Below are 18,379 nucleotides of genomic sequence, written 5' to 3' on the forward strand. Positions count from 1 at the left end.
AGCCGGTTTTTGCCAGCACCGGTTGCCCTCCGGCCCGCCTCATGTTAGGCCCGGCCGATGGAAGCGGCGATCGGCATCATCGGAGGCAGCGGCCTCTACGAACTGGACGGATTCGAGAAGGCGGAGGAACGCGTGATCACCACCCCCTTCGGAGAGCCATCGGACGCTTTGGTCGGAGGTACGTTCGCCGGTCGTCAGGTGTGGTTCCTCCCCCGCCATGGCCGCGGCCACCGCATCCTGCCGCACGAGATCAACCATCGCGCCAACCTCTGGGCACTGCGCAGCCTCGGTGTCCGTTGGGTGATCTGTGTCACCGCCGTTGGCAGTCTGAAGGAACAATACCATCCGCGCGACGTGGTGCTGCCGGACCAATACTTCGACCGCACCAGCCGCCGCGAGCATCACACATTTTTCGGTCGCGGCATTGCAGCGCACATCGCCTTCGCCGAGCCGGTGAGCTGCGGACTGCGCGGGATTCTCCGGGAGTCCGCCACGGAAACCGGCTGCCGGGTCCACGACCGGGGCACCTACGTGAATATGGACGGCCCCGCCTTCTCCACCCGGGCCGAAAGCGAGGTGAACCGGAAGCTCGGTTTCGACGTGATCGGCATGACCAATCTGCCGGAGGCCAAGCTGGCCCGCGAGGCGGAGATCGCCCTGGCCACCCTGGCGATGGTCACGGACTACGACTGCTGGAAGACCGATGAAGAGGCTGTCACCGCCGAAAGCGTGATTGCCCATCTCCACGCCAATGTCGCGGCGGCCAAGCGGGTGCTGGCGGCCGCCATTCCCCGGATTCCGCAGATGGCGGATTGGCCGGAACACTCCGCGCTGGAAGGTGCCATCATGACCGCGCGGCACCTTTGGCCGCAGCAGACCGCCACCGATCTTGCCCCCTTGCTCGGCCGGTTCCTGTGACGTCCGGTTTCCAAAACCGGGCGTGACATTGCCGGACCCTGCGGGGATAGTTCCGCTCCAGAACATGCGCTCCGAGTTCCACCGCCACATGAAACGGCTCTCTCTTTCCCTGTCCCTCGTCCTCCTCAGCGTCAGCCTCGGAAGCTGCACCGTGGACAAGGCCGCCGATGCAGGCCGCTACCCGAACGGTCCAGCCGCCCCGGTCAAGACCACCCGTAATGCCGCCTATCAGACCCCGCCGGTCCAAGGCCCCGTCCGCCGCAATCCGGACATGAACCTGTCCTCGAATTTCCCGAAGGGCACCACCCTGAGCTATTCGCGCGTGAATGCTCCGGGAAAATACATCGCCATCACCTTCGATGACGGCCCGCACATCACCAACACCCCGCGCCTGCTGGACATGCTCCGCGCCCGCAACATCAAGGCCACCTTTTTCTGCGTGGGCCAGTGCGTAAGCGAGTATCCGCAGGTCGCCCGCCAGATCGTCGCGGAAGGCCACGAAATCGCCAACCACAGCTGGAGCCATCCGCTGCTCACGAAGCTCAGCGACGCCCAGTATCACGACCAGATCACCCGCACCCACGAGGCCATCATCCGGGCCACCGGCGTGACGCCGCACCTGCTGCGCCCCCCCTACGGCGCGCTCACCCAGCGCCAGCGCGAGTGGGCCTATTCGGAATACGGTTATCCGACCATCCTCTGGTCCGTGGACCCCTTCGACTGGAAGCGCCCCGGCTCCGCCGCTGTCACCGCCCGCATCCTTTCCGCCACCACACCGGGCGGCATCATCCTCGCCCACGACATCCACAGCCAGACCGTGGACGCCATGCCCGCCACGCTCGATACCCTGCTGGCACGCGGCTACAAGTTCGTGACCGTCTCGCAACTGCTGGCCATGCAGCAGCCTTCCGCCGCCGCGGCCCCGGCCCCCGCTCCGGCCCAATAACGAGCGGGCCGCTCCCTGTTCCACCCTCCCCCTCCTCCATCACGCACCATGTTCGGCGAGCGCTACTTCGCGACGCGCGAACGATTGGTGGAAGTGATGCGGGGGATCGTGGCACTCGCCAGGGACACCCAGGCGGAGATCAATCCCGAACTGGGTGCGGATACCGTCCAAACCGGACTGGCCTCGCCCTTCCTCTTCGTCGTCTGCGGAGAGGTCAATGCGGGGAAGTCAACGCTGATCAACGGCCTCTTCGGCAGCGACCTGTGCAAGGTCAACATCCTGCCGGAAACCGACCGCGTGCTGTGGTACCGCCATGGTGAGCTGGCCCGGGATGTCGAGATCACGCCGACACTGGAGGAACGCTACCGGCCCGTCGAGTTCCTGAAGGACTTCAACCTGGTGGACACGCCCGGAACGAATTCCGTGATGCGCGGCCACCAGAGCATCACGGAGCGTTTCCTGCCCGTGGCGGACCTGCTGCTGTTCGTGTTCCCGGTTTCCAATCCATGGGGCGCGGCCACCTGGGACTTCCTCACGAAGCTCGGCCCGGAGGCGCTCGACCGCGTCGCCTTCGTCATCCAGCAGATCGACCAGCGCGATCCGGCGGACATTCCGGTGATCCTTGGTCACATGAAGGACCTGTCGATGAAGCGCATCGGCCATGTCCCGCCGATGTTCGCCGTCTCCGGAAAGCTGGCGGTGGAGGCGAAAAAGACCAATCCCTTCGGGCGGCAGGCATGGCAAAGCTGTGGCTTTCCCGAGTTGGAGGACTTCATTTCCCGCAATGTCTGCCAATCGCCGCAACGCCGGAAACTCCTCGACACCTGGCGTCGCCACGCCTCCGAAGGTCTGGTGCAGATCGAGAACCGCATTGAGGAAACAACCCGCAATGTCGAGCGCTGTGCCCGCTTTCTCGCCGAAATCGAGCGAGAGATCGACGGGCTGCGCGAACAGTTCGTGGTCCGGCTGCCGCGCCATCTCTCCGGGGTGGCCGAGGTCTTCCAACAGGAAGCGGTCTGGGTGACCAAGAAACTCGGGGTGCGCCTGAGTCCATGGAACACCCTCATCCGCCTCTTCACCGGCGATCGCTCCGGATCGGAGACAGAAAACCTTTTCATTGAGCGACTGCAAACGGCGGTCGAACACGTCGCCCAACAGGATGCGGCCGAAACCGTAAAGGCCTGCGAGCAGCATTGGGAAGGGTTGAAGGAACGGGTGCATGCCGAGATGGGCATCACCTTGCGGGACGATGACGCGGTCCAAAGCCGCCTGCAAAAGGCTTCGTCGAAATTCGTCCGGCGGCTCGGTCGCGCGGCACGGCTGGGCATCGGCAATCTCAAGGTCCGGCATGGCCTCGACCAATCGGTCCGCGAGCGGGTCACCTCGTTGAAAGTCTTCGCCACGCTCACGCTCCTGGCGCTCACCGGAGCCGGAATCTGCGGATTCCTCAAGATTCCATGGGCCCCGTGGGGCTGCCTCGCGGGCGCACTGGTCTGTTCCGGGATTTTCCTGGCCTACGCCACCGCCAGCCGGCGCGAGATCCTCCTGGCTTTCCGCGAACGCCTGCTGGACGCGTGCGGGGCCTTCGCCAATGCCCTGCGCGGAGATTATGAGGAAGCCCTGCGAGTGTTTTTCCAAGAGTATGCAGGCTGCCTCGAGGAAGTGCGCCGCCACGTCGCGAACGACAAGCTCGCCCTTGAACCGCGGCTGCAACGTTGGAACGGATTGTTCCTGTCGCTGAAGGCGATCGAACAGGACCTGTAGCCGTGGCAGCAGTTTCCAACCGCCTCATTGGATTTGAAGAAAAGAGGCCTGGCGGTTGGAAACCGCCGCCACGACACCTAACAAAAAAACCGCGGCCTGCCTGAGCAGACCACGGTTTCTCGCATCAAAAGGGATCCGTCGGATCACTTGCCTTCCGGCGGAGCGGGCGGCGGGCCGTCCGGACGACCGCCTTGGCCTCCCGGGCCGCCGGGGCCACGGCCACCGCGACCACCTTCGCCGCCCGGACCTCCCGGACCACGGCCAAAGATGCCAACCTCGCCAGCTTCAATGGCAGCCTTGCGTTCCTCGTCGCTAAGCTTGCCGTCCTTATCCTTGTCGTAGGTGGCGAGAATACGCTTCTGCTCTTCCGCGCGGGCGGTCTTGCGTTCCTCGTCGCTGAGCTTGCCGTCCTTGTCGGCGTCATACTTTTCAAGGAGAGCCTTCTCGTGCGCTTCGCGCTTGGCTTTCTGATCTTCCTGGAAGGCCTTGCGCTCCTCATCGCTGAGTTTGCCATCGCCGTCCTTGTCATACTTCTTGAGAAGCTCGGGCGGAAGCTGGCGCGGGCCGCCGCGCTCGGGGCGTGGTCCCTTGTCACCGCCGGGGGCGGGAGCGTCCTGGGCCATGGCAACCGCACCGGCGCCGAGGAGGGCGGCCATCGCGAACAAAGATGTCTTCATTTTCATCGTGGTTTCGTTTTTTGGATTCTCGAAGCGGCGGGCGGAGCCGTTCACCATCTGGAACCCGGGGCCCGGTGAAAGGTTGCGCCGGAAAATCGTAATGAGTTGCCACCTACCCCTCCGGGCGGTTTGGATGCCCCGGCAAATGGCAGACTCCACGCCAACACCGGCATCCTCGAAAGGCCGCACCTTCGTGCGCCGCACCGCCAGCACCCTCGGCCTGTGGGCCGTGGTCGGCGCGGCATTCGCCAGCCAGCGGGCCTGGGCCTACTTCGCCCTGATTGCGGTGCTCGCGATCCTCTCCACCATCGAGTATTTCAGCATGGTCCGCGCCGCCGGAGTGAAGTGCTTCCCGCGCTTCGGCATCCTGCTTGCAACGGTCTATTCCCTGGCCCTCGGCTGGTTTTTCATCTTCCACCACCCGGCCGGTTCATTCGGCGGACGCGAGCTGCCGGACGGGTTGGACACGCTGGCCATTTTCATCGCCACCGCAGGAGCCTTCACCCTCCAACTCCGCTATTCCATCAAGGGCATCGAGGCACTTCAGGCCGTGGCCTTGAACGTGCTCGGCTTCGTCTATGTCGCGGTGTTGTTCCACTTCTCCGCCCGGCTGGTGTTCGTGGTCCCGGGTGACAGCCAGGTGCCCGGCGCGGTGCTCCTGCTGTGGGTGATCGCCGTGACGAAATTCACCGATATGGGTGCCTATCTCACCGGCACGATGATCGGCCGCCACAAGATGATCCCCCACGTCAGCCCGGGAAAAACCTGGGAGGGTTTCGCGGGTGCCCTGTTCTTCGCCCAGCTCGCCGGTTGCGGTCTCCATGCCCTCTGCCCGCAGGATCTCGCCATCCTCGGCGGCTGGCCGCATGTCATCGCGCTCGGATTCATCCTGGCGCTGCTGGCCGTTGTGGGTGATCTGGCGGAAAGCGTGCTGAAGCGCAGCCTGAACGCCAAGGACTCCGGTCACATGCTGCCGGGCATCGGAGGGGCTCTCGACCTCATCGACAGCATCTGCTTCACCGCTCCGGCTCTGTATTTCTATCTGAAATGGGTGCTCCATTGACCTGCATGTCCTCTCCCCGCAAACGCGTCGTCCTCCTCGGCTCCACCGGTTCGATCGGCACCTCCACTCTCAAGGTCGCACGGGAACTCCCGGAACGGATCGAAATCGTCGCCCTCGCCGCGGCAACGAACGTTTCCAAACTTGCCGAACAGGCGCTGGAAACCGGTGTCAAGGACGTGGCCCTTCACGATGCCTCCAAGGCTGATGAACTCCGGGCCCTCCTGCCGTCCGATGTCCGCATCCATACCGGCGATGAAGGTCTGATCGCGCTCGCCACACTCTCCGGGGCGGATATCGTGCTCATCGCCATCGTCGGCACCGCCGGTCTTCATCCCGCGCTCGCCGCCATCGAGGCGGGCAAGGATCTCGCCGTGGCCAGCAAGGAGATCCTCGTGATGGCCGGCGAGACGATCACGGAAGCCGCCACCAAGGCAGGTGTCCGCCTGCTGCCGGTCGATAGCGAGCACAACGCCATCTTCCAGTGCCTCGACGGTCATCGCGGCGGCGAAAAGGAAGTGTCCCGCCTGATTCTAACAGCTTCGGGTGGTCCCTTCCGCACCTGGCCCTCCGAGCAACTCGCATCGGTCACACCTGCCCAGGCTCTCAAACATCCCACATGGGACATGGGGCCGAAGATCACCATCGACTCCGCAACGCTCTTCAACAAAGGCTTGGAAATGATCGAGGCCCGCTGGCTCTTCGGCATCGGGATGGAACGCATCGATGTGGTGGTTCATCCACAGAGCATCATCCACTCGATGGTGGAGTTCGTGGATGGTTCCGTGCTGGCGCAGCTCAGCCGCACCGACATGTGCTTCCCCATCCAATACGCGCTGACCTGGCCGGACCGGGTGCGCGGGGGCTTGAAACCAATCGATTTTCCCGCACTGGCAAAGCTCGAATTCGAGGCACCACGCGATGACGACTTCCCCGCCCTGACGCTCGCACGCCGCGCCGGACTCACCGGTGGCACCTTGCCCGCCGTTTACAACGCCGCCAATGAGGTGGCCGTGGATGCCTTCCGCGCCGGACGTCTCTCCTTCCCCGGCATTTGGGAAACCGTCCGCCGTGTGATGGACGATCACGCGGTGAACCATCACGCCACGCTCGATGCCGTCATTGCCGCCGACCGCTGGGCCCGTGAAGCCGCAGCCGAAGCTATCAGCGCCGTCGGCGCAGCATGAGGCCCGCGCCGATCAAGGCGAGACCGGTCGTGGCGGGCTCTGGAATCCCGGTGATGGTCAGGATGTCGTTCCGATAGAACGACAGATCCGCGATGTAAGTCGCATTTCCCAGAGCCGCCGTATTCCCCGGCTGTCCGCTGAAGGTGCCCACGGCATTGAACATTCCCGTTAGTTCCCAGTTGGAACCGTTCTTGTAAAAGATCGCTCCGCCGGAATCCCCCACCGCCGCCTGCGCCTCATGGGTCGTCCCCGGATCATTGAACACCGTCACCATCGAACGCACGGTGCCGAATCCGGCATCCGCATTCACCCCCACGCTGTCGATCGCATTCGTCCCCCAGCGGATGGACTGGGAGCCCAGTTCCTTGAAACCAGCCTCATTCGCTCCGGTGGAATCCGGAAGCTCCGTCCACGTCCACGGATCGGTGCCGGTGTTCACGTTCCAAAAAGTCGGCCCCGCCGCCCGGTCGCGGCCGTTGCCGATCATCACCACCGGGCTACCCACGGTGGGCGTTGAGGCGGAAATATTGAGAGTGGCCAGTCCGGGATCGGTGGCGAGACGGAACAGCACGATGTCCGTGTCCACCGTCATGCCACCCGTGCCATGATTGTTCAGGCGGTTGAAAGTTCCCGATTGAGTGGAGTAGTTGGTGCCACCGAAGTTCACCGTGGCGGGCAGGGAGCCCGCAACGTGCGCCGCGGTCATCACCCAACCATTGCCGAGGTAAACCGCCGAGGCCCCGTTCAAGGTCCCGATGTTGGCGAAGCCGGGGTCGTCCGGCGGCGCGGTAATGTTTCCGGAGCCATCACCGCTGGCGATGACCACCGCGGAGGAGGTCACCGGCAGAAATCCGGCAAGAGCGATCAACAAGCGCAAAACGGGTGTTCTCATAGGGGAAAGGCAGCGTCTTGCATAAGAATCCGCCGGAGGCCGCTCAAGATTTTTCCAACGGTTGACGGAAATGTTCCCATCCGCTCCCATCCGCCCATGCCGCAGCCGCGCTCCGGGTCCAATATCTCCTCATCCTTCCGCTGGATCTCCGGCTATCTGATGCGCCACAAGGCCGTTTTCCTGCCGTCCGTGGCCGCCCTGCTGATCACCGCCGTCCTTTCGCTGGCGTTCCCTTGGTTTCTCAAGGACCTGATCGGCGACCCCGCGGACGCTCTGCGCAAGGGCGTCGATCCCACCACCATCGTGGACAAGATCAACCACACGCTGAAATGGCTGATGCTCGCCCTCGGCGTCCAGGCGTTCATCGGCTTCTGGCGCGTGCAGGGGTTCATCCGTTCCGGAGAATCCGCGCTCAACGACCTGCGCCGCGACATCTTCCGCCATCTGGTCCGCCTTCCCCTCTCCTACTTCCAGGAACAACGCGCCGGTGCCCTCAGCAACCGAGTCTCAAACGATCTCGGCGTGGTCCGCGATACCCTTCTGAACACCGTGCCACAGTTCGCACGGCAGACCGTGATCCTCATCGGCGGTCTGGTCGTGGTGTTCTATTCCTCGTGGAAACTATCGGTGGTGATGCTCGCGAGCCTGCCCATCGTGATCCTCGCTGTCGCCCTTTTTGGCCGCAAGGTGCGCCAGTACTCCCGCGATGCCCAGGACTCGCTCGCCGATGCCGGCACCGTGATCGAAGAAACCGTGCAGGGCATCGCCGATGTGAAGGCGTTCACCAATGAAGACTTCGAAAGCCGCCGCTATGATCGCGCTCTGGACCGCTTCCTCGATGTCACGCTGCGCGGCGCGAAAATCCGGGCGGCGTTCCTTTCGTTCATTATTTTCGTGCTCTTCGGCACCATCGCCGGAGTCGCATGGTACGGTGCCCAGTTGCTGGCTCAGGGACAGATCGATTCGCGCGGATTCACTTCGTTCATCCTGTTTTCGATCTTCGTCGGTGCATCGCTCGGTTCCTTTCCGGAAATCATCTCCCAATTCCAACTCACGGCCGGTGCCACCGACCGCCTCCGCGAACTCACCGGTACCGCCGCGGAGCGTGTGGACGGTTCCAGCATGGACCGGATGGAAGGCGCCGTGGCATTCCACCACGTTTCATTCCGCTACCCTTCGCGCCCGGATGTGAAGGTGCTCGATGACCTGAGCTTCTCAATCGAGTCCGGACAGCGCGTCGCGTTCGTCGGTCCGTCCGGCGCTGGCAAGTCCACCGTGTTCTCCCTGCTGCTGGGTCTCAACAATCCGGAATCCGGCCAAGTGCTCTTCGACGGCCGGGATTCCTCCACCATCTCGCTGGAGTCCCTGCGCGGCAATCTGGCCATCGTGCCGCAGGAAGTGCTGCTGTTCGGCGGCTCGATCCGTGAGAACATCGAATACGGCCGACCGGGTGCGACTCTCGAAGAAATCCACGAAGCCGCCCGCCAGGCCAACGCCCACGACTTCATTGCCAAGCTTCCCGAAGGCTATGATACCATCGTCGGTCCGCGTGGCACCAAGCTCTCCGGTGGCCAACGCCAGCGTCTCGCCATTGCCCGCGCCATCCTCGCCGATCCGAAGATCCTCCTTCTCGATGAAGCGACCTCCGCTCTCGATGCCGAGAGCGAACGCCTCGTCAATGAAGCGCTGGAACGCCTCATGAGCGGCCGCACCAGTCTCGTCATCGCGCATCGTCTTTCCACCGTCCGCCACGCCGACCGCATCCTCGTCGTGAACCACGGCAAGATCGTCGAAAGCGGCACCCACGACGAACTCATCGCTCATGGCGGCACTTACAAGCTCCTGGCGGAGACACAACTGGCCTGAATTCACGTGGCTGAAGTCGTGAGACTTCAGGTTGGTTGACCCCGCGCAGCCCCCCACACATCCAGTCCACTCTCGCTCACACCATAGCGGAGCATCGGACATCAGGGGGGATCTTCCCCGCCCGAAGTCTCACGACTCCGGCTGCCTCCCACCAGCAATCCCACCGTCGCCACGACGGCTGTTCCCAACAGCACCCACGGGAACAACCACCCGGCGAGGTTGAAAAAGGTCCTGTCATCCCGCAGCCAGATGCTTCCGCGCAGCACGCCCTCATCCATCAGCGGCAGACTGCTCACGCGCCTTCCACGCGGGTCGATGAACTGGGTCGTCCCTGAACTGGAAGCCACCGCGAACCAGCGGGCGTTTTCCGCGGCACGATGGCGGAACAACTCCGCGTGCTGGAGATGTTCGCGCTCCGACCAGCCTTTCACATCCATGCTCGGCACCGTGAATGCCATCGCTCCATTCGCGACCATCCGCCGCGCCACTTCCGTATAGTCGCAATCGAAACAGATCGGAGTACCAAGCGCGCCGTACTTCGTCTTCACTGGAACCGCCTGCTTGCCCGGCTCGCCGTCGTTCATGAAGGGCACCGGCCGGTTCTTGGCATGCGTCCCGAGCTGACCGCTGGCATCAAACATCCGGGCAACGTTGTAATGCTTCGCCTGCGGCAGTTCCTGAACCGATCCGAACACCACCAAGGCGTTGTGGGAGGAAGCCAGTTTGAGCGTTCCATCCCAATCGGCGTCCCCCGGCTTGATGTCATACGGCACCGCATACTCCGGCCACACGATCACCCCATCCCGGAAACCCGATTTGACGGTCATGTCCCGGTAGGCTTCAAAGCCCACGTTCTCCCCTTGCACCGCCAGCACCGGCACTTCCTTCCCCGGTTCATAGGCAGAGTATGGAAAACGCGCCATCAGCAGGGCCAGGATCGCCATGCCGGCAAAACGGCACTTCTTCCGGCCGAACACCAGCCAGGTCGCCACGAAGACGACCACGAAGCCAGCGCCATATACGCCGACAATCGGAGACAGCCAGGTGGGCCCCAGCGCCAGTCCCGGAGTCATCCATGGGAAGCGCAGCCAGAACCACTCGCAGCGATAGTATTCGATCCCGCTCCAGACCACCGCGGCATAGCCCGCCAACCACCACGCCCGCGGCCATCTCACGCTCGCCCATCCGGTGAGGCCGCCCGCCAATCCCGTGAACAGTGCGAGCAGGAACCAAAGTCCGGCCGCCGCCGTGCCGAAGATATTCCAGAACCAGGACAATGAGATGCCATAGAGCAACGCCCCGTGTACCACTCCGAGCCGGAAGCCGTTCTTGAATCCGGCACCCCGGAAAGCCAGAAACAGCAGCGGCCAGATCACGAACACCAGCAACGACCAGCCGAAAGGCGGAAACGCGAAAACCGCGAGAATCCCGGAAACGATGGCCAACAGAAAGCGCGAAGCGAGATTCATGGATGACGGAACATAACCCGTCCCCGCCTCGCTCCGCCAATTCTTTTCAACCGCTACGCCAAACCAGGCAATGGTGCCGAGGCGTCTCCGAAGGAATCGACCCTCGCACCCGCCTTCTCCAGCATGCCCATCCACAGTGCGCACAACGGAGTGCCCGCCGGGCTGACCACATGGCGACCGGTCTTGAGTCCGCCATTGGCCTTGCCCGCCACCACGATCGGCACGTTCTTCGGATCATGGGCATTGCCATCACGGATTGGTGAACCGAAGGCCACCATCGAGTGATCGAGCAAGGTGCCATCGCCTTCCTTGATCGCGCTCATGCGGTCCAGCATGGAGGCGTATTGCTCGACGTGCCAGCGGTTGATCCGTTCGTATTCGTCCAACTTGCCCGCATCGCCGCTGTGATGGGAAATCTCGTGATGTCCGCCATGGACCCCATCGAGGAACGAGAAGTTCCGGTTGGTCACGTCATTGCCGAACATGAAGGAAGACACACGCGTGGTGTCCGACCACAAGGCAAGCACCATCAACTCGGTCATGATGCGGCAGTGCTCGGTGTGATCGAAGCGCGGCCGGGAGTTCATCTCTTCCTCGCGCGAGGCCTTGCCCATCGCGGCGGTGATCCGTTGGTCGAGCGCGTCCAGATTCTTGAAGAAATCCAGCGAAAGGTTCTCACGTGCGGCCAACACGCGGGCCTCCTGTTCGATCCGGCGCTCCACCTCGCGCACGGACTCCAGGTATTGGTCGAGCTTCTGCTTGTCCTCGCTGCCGAGCCTGCCTTGCAGGCGCTTCGCGTCGGCATTCACCAGATCGAGCACCGAACGGTCATCCGAGGCTTGCTTCTCCGCACCGGAAGAACGTTCACGGAAGAGGCGGTCGAAGGCCACGCGTGGATTGATCTCGCACGGCAGCGGCACATTCGAGGTTTTCCACGAGATGTGGGAGGCATAGAGGCGGGTGTAATTGACATTGGTATCGATGCCGTGGGCCACCGGCTCGGTGCCAAGTTCCAGCGATGGCAGCCGCGTGCCTTTCCCAATGCGGCTGGCGGCGAGCTGATCCATCGAGATGCCATTGGCGTTGATGTCGGAGCCGGTGGTCTTCGTGATCGTCGTGCCGGTGAGCCATCCACCGGTTTTCACATAGTGTCCATCTCCGGTGAAGGATGCCTTGTTTTGAAGGCCTGTGAGGACGAGCAGATCCTCGCGATGCCGTTGCAACGGCGCGAGTACCGGCGAAAGCTCGAAAGCCGCGCCCTCGCCCTGCGGGGTCCAACGATCCGCGCGCACGCCATTCGGCATGTAGAGCAGCGCCATCCGCACCGGGAACGAAGCCGCCGCACCCTGTGCCAGCAATGGCCGCATGGCATCGAGAAACGGCAGCGCCAAAGTCGCCCCAGCACCACGGAGGAAACTGCGGCGGGGCATCAGCCAGCGCTGGGATTGGATATGGGCCATGGTTCGCGATTCGGGTGGGTCAGCGCGTGGCGGACCGGTTGAGAAATGGGGGCGATTGTACTATACCGAGGATGAGCGTCTGCATTTTCAATCCATCGCCACGGAGCTGCCGGACCAGATCGACCACCACGGGTTCATCATAGTATTCGAGTGGTCGGCCAAGGCCATAGGCGAGCATCTTGCGTGCGAGATTGCGGAGAAAGAGATCGTTGTCGGAAAGCAGGTAGCTCTTCAGTCCGGCCGGTGAATCAAAGGTCGCACCACCCGGCAGCGTGGACTTCGAGTCGATCGGCTTGCCGTTCACATCCACCGTGCGCCAACGGCCGAGAAGATCGAAGTTCTCCAGACCGAAACCGAGCGGATCGATCTTCGCATGACAGGCGGCGCAGGAAGCACGCGAGCGATGCTTCTCCAGCCGCTCCCTCATCGAGACACCATTTTTCGAATGGTCGTCCGGTGGCAGCACGCCCGCATCCGGCGGCGGTGGTGGCGGCGGTGTGCCCAGCAGCGTATCGAGAATCCATTTCCCGCGCTTCACCGGACTGGTGCGCAGCGGCAGTGAAGTCACGGTCATCACCGAGGCCTGGCCGATGATACCACCGCGATTCGGATCCGTGAGCGCCACCCGCCGCATGTTCCCGCCCTTCACGTCCGGGATACCATAGTGCTTCGCCAGCTCTTCGTTGAGGAAGGTGTAGTCGGAGGAAATCAGATCGGTGGCCGGTCGGTTCTCGCGGATGATGTTGGCGACAAACTCGACGGATTCCCGATACATCGATTTCCGCAGCGACTGCGTGAACTCCGGGAACTTCTTCAAATCCGGCTCGGAGAACTCCAACAGTTCATCATACCCCAGCCACTCGCCGCCGAAGAACCGCGACAACGACTCCGCCCGCGGGTCCTGGAGCATCCTCTTCACCTGCTCCGCGAGCACGGCGGGCTGTGCCAGTTTCCCCTCGCCCGCCAGACGGAATAGTTCCGCATCCGGCATTGAAGCCCACAGGAAATACGACAGCCGCGTCGCAAGTTCATAGCCGCTGACCTGCCATTCCTTTTTGCCCGCCTGATCCTGCTCCACCCGGAACAGGAACACCGGATGCATCAGCAACGACTGCAACGGCGCTTTCATTGCCTCTTCAAAAGACATGCCCGCCGCGAGCCGCTTCGAGAAGAGCGCCATCAACGGTTCCAGTTCCGCAGCCGATGCCGGACGACGGAATGCCAGCGCCGACTGGATCTGAAATACCTCCTTCGCCGCCTGCTGCGGCGGCTTCTCCGGGGACGGCTTCACCGTCACCATGCGATTGAGCAGTTCCGGCTTCGCATACACGGCATCAATCACCCTTCGCGACGCCGCCAGATACTTCTCCATCAGCGATGGCTGGATGAACAGCGCATCACCCACGTTGTCGAATCCCTCACCACCCGCTCCATCCGCAGGAAATTCACTGCCCGCATCGAAGTCCACACCCAGCCAATCCCGCACGGTGCGGTTGTATTCGTTGCGGTTCAACCGCCGCACGGTGGGGCGACCCGGATTGCGGGGAAACTTCCCCTCTTCCAGCTTCGCCAGCGTGCCCCGGATCTCCGCCACCAGCGCCTTGCGTTCGTCATCGCCGGGGATTTCGTCCGCATCGTCCTCCGGCGGCATCTTCCGGTTCTCCACTTGCTCGGCGATGGTCTTGAGAAAGCGGTGGTATTTGAAGGCCTCTTCGGTGGACGTGAGCTGGTTCACCTCGATCCCGCCCTTCTGCTTCCGTTCGCCGTGGCACTCGTAGCAATATTTGGACAACAGCGGCTTCGCGCGATCGGCGAATTCATCCGCCATCGCGATTCCCATGGCCATCACGGCCAAGCCGATTCCATACGTACGCAACATCTCCCGGTCTGCCGTGGGTAAGCAACCGGCCTGCCGGTTCTTTCACTCCAGCGAAGGAACGTGCGTGATGCCTCACCTCAAAACTCCCCCTTGAAGGAGCAACGCGCGGTCGGCGTCTCGTAGATCACGATTTCCGCCAGTCCCGGAAGATCCGGCTCCAGCTTCTTCCAGAACCATCCGGCCAACCGCTCGATGGTCGGGCTTTCCAAACCCTCGATGTCATTCAGATAGCCGTGATCCAGCAACTCCATGAGAGGCTTCATGGCTTTTGAAATGTGCTTGTGGTCGTAGACCCAGCCGATCGTTTCATCCACCTCGCCCTCGATCGAGATTTCCACCTTGAAGCTGTGGCCGTGCATGCGGCGGCACTTGTGGCCCTCCGGCAGACTCGGCAGCGTGTGGGCGGCTTCGAAACGGAACAGCTTGGTCAAACGGGCGCGCATCGGGAGCCATCCTAGCGTGCCGCGCCCCCCTTCCAAGCGCCAATCCCGGGCTGCTCGCGCGCTGCTGGCGAAATAGGATCCATTTCTGCGAAGGAATCAGTTACACCCCGGGCGCTTCGTGACATTTTGTCAAAAAGCCTCCTTGATGCACCCTGAAGATCCACAAGAAGCCCCCGACTTCGAACCGGTCGAGCCGCCGCCAAATTCCGTCTGGCGGAAGCTCGGAGGAGGATCGCTTTCCATTTCCATCGTCGTCCACGCCATCTTGCTCTCCATCGGCGTGGTGTGGATCTTCCAAGTCGTTCCCGAGAAACCACCCGCTGACATCGATTTCATCCCACGGGGCGGCGGAGGTGGCACTCCCGGTGTGAAAAGTGAGATCGCCCAACACAAGCGCGCCACGATGATGTCCGCTACTCCCCTGCGGATGGCTGCCAAAGGCGCGTCCAGCAGCTTCGTACTGCCGGAAATCGATCCGGCTTCTTCGATGGCCTCGGTGGGTTCCCTCACGCCGGGAGGCCTTTCCGGAGGGATCGGCGGCAGCGGTTCCGGAGGCGGCCGGGGTGATGGACATGGCCGCGGCATGGGATCGGGCAATGGAATGGGCGCGGGAATCGGCATGGCTCCTCCCGCGGCCCTGTTTTTCAACCAGAAGGTAGAGGCCCAGCGCGTCGCCTATGTGATCGACTACTCGGCCTCCATGACCGGCAAGCGTGAGAAACTCATGCGCAAGGAGCTTGCCGCATCAGTCAGCGGACTCTCGCCGCTGTCGAAGTTCCAACTCATCTTTTTCTCAGGTCCCGCCTGGGTGGCCGGGGATGCCGTCGTAGGCGACAACCAGAGTGGCAAGGTCGAGGTCCAGTCTCCAAAGGGCGAAAAGTTCAAGTGGGAGGCGGAGAAAAGCTGGACCGGTGAATGGAAAACCCTCGGCCGACGCCAGCGCCCGGAATGGGCGGATGCCACCAATGAAATGAAAGAAACGGCGGCCCGCCGCATCCAGGAAACCAAGCTCAGCTACGGCACCTGTTGGGCGCCTTCATTGGAAATGGCGCTGGCGATGGAGCCGCCTCCGGACGTGATCTTCTTCATGACGGACGGTGTGGCGGAAAACACCGAGATGCGGACGATCATCGCCAAGGCCAAGACCAAGGGCACCGTGATCAATACCATCGCCATGATGGAACCGGCTGCGGGCGAGGATATGAAGAAGCTCGCCCACGGCACCGGCGGAAAATTCACCATCGTTGAAGAGAATGGTCAGGCGAAAGTGGAACCATAGTTCCGGCCCCATCCCGAAATTACGACATCCCGCACTTTGCATGTAACAAACCGGACCCTCCCGGTAATACGGAATGAAACCCGTCTTTGTTCGCATGCAGTCTCCTTCCGACGATCCGTTACCCGAATTTACCCCCTCTCCCGCTCCCGCCCGCCAGTCCGTATGGAAAAAACTCGGCGGCGGCTCTCTCTCGATCTCGATCATCGTTCACGCGATCCTGCTTTCCATCGGCGTGATCTGGATCTTCCAGGTGATGCCGGCCCAAAAGGCTGCGGACATCGATTTTCTTCCAAAAGGCGGTGGTGGCGGTTCTCCGGGGGTGAAAGAAGTCAGCAACCGCAAGCAGCGCGCCACCATGACAGCGGCGAACATGCCCCGCATGGCGGCCAAGGGAGCCTCAAGCAGTTTCGTCCTTCCGGAGCCCGAGGCCACGTCCGCCATGACCTCGCTGGGCGCGCTCTCGTCCGGCAGTCTTTCCGGAGGGCTCGGCGGCTCCGGTTCCGGCGGCGGCCGGGGCGATGGGAATGGCACGGGTTTCGGCAGTGGCAGTGGCGCGGGTCTCGGTGGCGGCGCGGGAGGGATGAAGCCCTTCGCCGGAGTCATGTTCGGCAATCCGGTGAAAGCCCGCACCATCGGCGTGGTATTGGATGTTTCCGGTTCCATGACCCCACATCTGTCGAAAGTCATCAAGGAACTCGACCGTGTGGCGGAGGGCAGCCCGCTGATTCTCCACGTCGGCTGTGGAATCGGCCCCGGCCGGCCGGAAGGCCGCAGCTATTCGACCACGGACATCGAGCAGAAGCGCTTCGAACGCTATTGGCGACTGAACCACAACGGCAAGAACATCACCATCTCCAAGGGCAGTTCGAAGGAAAAAATCGACTTCTCCACCCCGATTCCCGAAGAACCTCTTTTCCGCCAGCTCGCCACCCGTGGCAATACCTACTATGTGGAGTTCGACGGGGTGCAATACACATCGAGCGCACTCCTGGCGAAGGAACTGAAGGACGTGGAAGCCGTCTATTGGTTCGCGGACTTCCAGGACAAGATCGACGAAAAGGAAGCGGAAGACGTGGCCCGCCGGTTGAAGGCGAAGAAACAGAAGCTCTATATCCACGCTTCGGTGGAGGGGAAATACTTCTCCCAAGCTCGGGATCTGCTGGTGAATCCCACCGGCGGGGCTGTGATCTCGACCAAATAAGCCGCCGGGCAGCACGTGACCCGCTTGTTGCGGAATAGCCAGAACGATTGGGGATTTTGCTCGTCACACGCAGCCCACAACGTCGCATGGTGAGGAGAACCCATTCTCGTCCATGCATACCCTCGATGTCCCTGCTGTTTCCGCAGATAGCCCCTCGCCATTACCCGCTCCGACTCCGGCCGCGCGCCAATCGTTCTGGAAGAAGCTCGGAGGCGGGTCGCTTTCCATTTCCATCGTCGTCCATGCGATCCTCCTTTCCATCGGTGTCATCTGGATCTTCCAGGTGATGCCGGAGCAAAAGCCTGCGGACATCGATTTTCTGCCGAAAGGTGGTGGCGGCGGTTCTCCCGGAGTCAAGGAGATCAGCAACCGCAAGCAGCGTGCCACCATGACCCCCGCCAACGCCCCGCGAATGGCGGCAAAGGGAGCATCCAGCGGTTTCGTCCTGCCGGAACCGGAGCCTGCGTCCGCCATGACTTCGCTCGGCTCGCTTTCCTCCAGGTCTCTGTCCGGAGGATTGGGTGGCAGCGGTTCCGGAGGTGGCCGGGGTGATGGAAATGGCACGGGCTTCGGCAGCGGCAGTGGCGCGGGTCTCGGTGGCGGTGCTGGAGGCATGAAGCCCTTTGCCGGAGTCATGTTCGGCAACCCGGTGAAAGCCCGTACCATTGGCGTGGTGCTGGACGTTTCCGGCTCCATGAGCTCCCACCTCCCGAAGGTCATCAAGGAACTCGACCGGGTGGCGGAAGGCAGCCCGTTGGTACTCTACGTCGGCTGCGGCATCGGGCCGGGCCGGGCGGTCACCCGCACCTACTCCACCATGGATATCGAGGAAAAACGGTTCGAACGCTTCTGGCGGCTCAACCGCAATGGCAAGTATATGACATTGGAACAGGGCAGTGCCAAGGAGAAGGTGGACTTCACCACACCGCTCCCAAATGAATCGCTCTTCCGGCAGTTGGCAGCCCGGGGAAACACGTCCTATGTGGACTACCAAGGCGACGAGTTTGCTTGGACCGCTCTCCTTGCAAAAGAACTTCGCGACGTGGAGGCAGTCTATTGGTTCGCCGATTTCCAGGATCCGGTGGACGAGAAGGAGGCCAAAGACGTCATGTACCGCCTGAAGGCCAAGCGCCAGAAACTCTACATCCACGCCTCCGTGGAGGGGAAATATTTCACCCAGGTCCGCGATCTGATCGTCACCCCCACCGGTGGTGCCGTGATCTCCACAAAATGAGCGCCTTGCCGCGCCTCGGAGACCCATATACAGCGCGTTGCACGCGAATTGCCGCATTCTCTTGCATCGTCCGGGCGCGGTACCTACTTTCCGCGCGCCGCGCA

The 18,379-nt window shown here is 62.5% G+C and carries 15 protein-coding genes; 9 read left to right on the forward strand and 6 right to left on the reverse strand.

The window, feature by feature from the left end; genetic code table 11:
* Positions 1–57 precede the first annotated feature (57 nt).
* From mtnP to KBB96_RS06715, 3 genes are all read left to right on the forward strand, one after another.
* On the forward strand, positions 58–918 hold the full coding sequence (mtnP, locus tag KBB96_RS06705; protein ID WP_211633800.1) for an S-methyl-5'-thioadenosine phosphorylase: 861 nt from the start codon (positions 58–60) through the stop codon (positions 916–918).
* A gap of 88 nt (positions 919–1,006) precedes the next feature.
* Positions 1,007–1,864: a polysaccharide deacetylase family protein gene (locus KBB96_RS06710; RefSeq protein ID WP_211633801.1), complete on the forward strand. Its 858-nt coding sequence runs from the start codon at positions 1,007–1,009 to the stop codon at positions 1,862–1,864.
* 48 nt (positions 1,865–1,912) lie between these two features.
* The gene (locus KBB96_RS06715) at positions 1,913–3,628 is read left to right on the forward strand and encodes a dynamin family protein (RefSeq protein WP_211633802.1); all 1,716 of its coding nucleotides are present in this window, start codon (positions 1,913–1,915) and stop codon (positions 3,626–3,628) included.
* A 143-nt stretch (positions 3,629–3,771) separates the two neighbouring features.
* Here the strand turns inward: KBB96_RS06715 and KBB96_RS06720 are convergent, their stop codons facing one another.
* Entirely contained in the window at positions 3,772–4,305 is a 534-nt protein-coding gene (locus KBB96_RS06720; protein WP_211633805.1) for an EF-hand domain-containing protein, read from the reverse strand.
* 145 nt (positions 4,306–4,450) lie between these two features.
* Here KBB96_RS06720 and KBB96_RS06725 point away from each other — a divergent pair, with 145 nt between their 5' ends.
* Complete coding sequence (locus tag KBB96_RS06725) at positions 4,451–5,368, forward strand: phosphatidate cytidylyltransferase (protein ID WP_211633807.1); 918 nt, start codon at positions 4,451–4,453, stop codon at positions 5,366–5,368.
* Between the two features lie 5 nt (positions 5,369–5,373).
* Positions 5,374–6,552, forward strand: coding sequence for a 1-deoxy-D-xylulose-5-phosphate reductoisomerase (locus KBB96_RS06730; protein ID WP_211633809.1), 1,179 nt, complete (start codon positions 5,374–5,376; stop codon positions 6,550–6,552).
* On the opposite strand, the gene KBB96_RS06735 is transcribed toward KBB96_RS06730, so the two are convergent.
* On the reverse strand, positions 6,530–7,444 hold the full coding sequence (locus KBB96_RS06735) for a trypsin-like serine protease (RefSeq protein WP_211633811.1): 915 nt from the start codon (positions 7,442–7,444) through the stop codon (positions 6,530–6,532). The two genes, KBB96_RS06730 and KBB96_RS06735, sit on opposite strands and share 23 nt — an antisense overlap.
* A gap of 96 nt (positions 7,445–7,540) precedes the next feature.
* On the opposite strand from KBB96_RS06735, the gene KBB96_RS06740 reads away from it, so the two are divergent.
* Positions 7,541–9,310, forward strand: a complete 1,770-nt coding sequence (locus tag KBB96_RS06740) for an ABC transporter ATP-binding protein (protein WP_211633813.1) — start codon at positions 7,541–7,543, stop codon at positions 9,308–9,310.
* Between the two features lie 101 nt (positions 9,311–9,411).
* Here the strand turns inward: KBB96_RS06740 and KBB96_RS06745 are convergent, their stop codons facing one another.
* From KBB96_RS06745 to queD, 4 genes are all read right to left on the reverse strand, one after another.
* A complete protein-coding gene (locus tag KBB96_RS06745; RefSeq protein ID WP_211633815.1) occupies positions 9,412–10,779 on the reverse strand; it encodes an apolipoprotein N-acyltransferase in 1,368 nt (455 codons plus the stop codon).
* Between the two features lie 53 nt (positions 10,780–10,832).
* On the reverse strand, positions 10,833–12,239 hold the full coding sequence (locus KBB96_RS06750) for a DUF1552 domain-containing protein (protein WP_211633816.1): 1,407 nt from the start codon (positions 12,237–12,239) through the stop codon (positions 10,833–10,835).
* 19 nt (positions 12,240–12,258) lie between these two features.
* Positions 12,259–14,118, reverse strand: coding sequence for a DUF1592 domain-containing protein (locus KBB96_RS06755; protein ID WP_211633818.1), 1,860 nt, complete (start codon positions 14,116–14,118; stop codon positions 12,259–12,261).
* Positions 14,119–14,195: 77 nt separating this feature from the next.
* Positions 14,196–14,561 carry a 6-carboxytetrahydropterin synthase QueD gene (gene queD / locus KBB96_RS06760; RefSeq protein WP_211633820.1) on the reverse strand — a complete coding sequence of 122 codons (366 nt, stop codon included), beginning with the start codon at positions 14,559–14,561 and terminating at the stop codon, positions 14,196–14,198.
* 145 nt (positions 14,562–14,706) lie between these two features.
* Here queD and KBB96_RS06765 point away from each other — a divergent pair, with 145 nt between their 5' ends.
* The 3 genes from KBB96_RS06765 to KBB96_RS06775 all read left to right on the forward strand — a co-directional run bounded on the left by KBB96_RS06765 (position 14,707) and on the right by KBB96_RS06775 (position 18,275).
* Positions 14,707–15,840 (forward strand): vWA domain-containing protein, encoded by a 1,134-nt coding sequence (locus KBB96_RS06765; RefSeq protein WP_211633822.1) that lies wholly within the window; start codon positions 14,707–14,709, stop codon positions 15,838–15,840.
* A 94-nt stretch (positions 15,841–15,934) separates the two neighbouring features.
* Entirely contained in the window at positions 15,935–17,041 is a 1,107-nt protein-coding gene (locus KBB96_RS06770) for a hypothetical protein (protein WP_211633824.1), read from the forward strand.
* A 112-nt stretch (positions 17,042–17,153) separates the two neighbouring features.
* A complete protein-coding gene (locus KBB96_RS06775) occupies positions 17,154–18,275 on the forward strand; it encodes a hypothetical protein (RefSeq protein ID WP_211633826.1) in 1,122 nt (373 codons plus the stop codon).
* Positions 18,276–18,379: the final 104 nt, after the last annotated feature.

Origin of the sequence: Luteolibacter ambystomatis (assembly GCF_018137965.1) — a bacterium.
GTDB lineage: Bacteria > Verrucomicrobiota > Verrucomicrobiia > Verrucomicrobiales > Akkermansiaceae > Luteolibacter > Luteolibacter ambystomatis.

What these genes read in the sequence shown, in the direction of transcription:
- mtnP (WP_211633800.1), top strand. Translation starts at nt 58, where the DNA reads ATGGAAGCGGCGATCGGCATCATCGGAGGCAGCGGCCTCTACGAACTG.
- KBB96_RS06710 (WP_211633801.1), top strand. Translation starts at nt 1,007, where the DNA reads ATGAAACGGCTCTCTCTTTCCCTGTCCCTCGTCCTCCTCAGCGTCAGC.
- KBB96_RS06715 (WP_211633802.1), top strand. Translation starts at nt 1,913, where the DNA reads ATGTTCGGCGAGCGCTACTTCGCGACGCGCGAACGATTGGTGGAAGTG.
- KBB96_RS06720 (WP_211633805.1), bottom strand. Translation starts at nt 4,305, where the DNA reads ATGAAGACATCTTTGTTCGCGATGGCCGCCCTCCTCGGCGCCGGTGCG.
- KBB96_RS06725 (WP_211633807.1), top strand. Translation starts at nt 4,451, where the DNA reads ATGGCAGACTCCACGCCAACACCGGCATCCTCGAAAGGCCGCACCTTC.
- KBB96_RS06730 (WP_211633809.1), top strand. Translation starts at nt 5,374, where the DNA reads ATGTCCTCTCCCCGCAAACGCGTCGTCCTCCTCGGCTCCACCGGTTCG.
- KBB96_RS06735 (WP_211633811.1), bottom strand. Translation starts at nt 7,444, where the DNA reads ATGAGAACACCCGTTTTGCGCTTGTTGATCGCTCTTGCCGGATTTCTG.
- KBB96_RS06740 (WP_211633813.1), top strand. Translation starts at nt 7,541, where the DNA reads ATGCCGCAGCCGCGCTCCGGGTCCAATATCTCCTCATCCTTCCGCTGG.
- KBB96_RS06745 (WP_211633815.1), bottom strand. Translation starts at nt 10,779, where the DNA reads ATGAATCTCGCTTCGCGCTTTCTGTTGGCCATCGTTTCCGGGATTCTC.
- KBB96_RS06750 (WP_211633816.1), bottom strand. Translation starts at nt 12,239, where the DNA reads ATGGCCCATATCCAATCCCAGCGCTGGCTGATGCCCCGCCGCAGTTTC.
- KBB96_RS06755 (WP_211633818.1), bottom strand. Translation starts at nt 14,118, where the DNA reads ATGTTGCGTACGTATGGAATCGGCTTGGCCGTGATGGCCATGGGAATC.
- queD (WP_211633820.1), bottom strand. Translation starts at nt 14,561, where the DNA reads ATGCGCGCCCGTTTGACCAAGCTGTTCCGTTTCGAAGCCGCCCACACG.
- KBB96_RS06765 (WP_211633822.1), top strand. Translation starts at nt 14,707, where the DNA reads ATGCACCCTGAAGATCCACAAGAAGCCCCCGACTTCGAACCGGTCGAG.
- KBB96_RS06770 (WP_211633824.1), top strand. Translation starts at nt 15,935, where the DNA reads ATGCAGTCTCCTTCCGACGATCCGTTACCCGAATTTACCCCCTCTCCC.
- KBB96_RS06775 (WP_211633826.1), top strand. Translation starts at nt 17,154, where the DNA reads ATGCATACCCTCGATGTCCCTGCTGTTTCCGCAGATAGCCCCTCGCCA.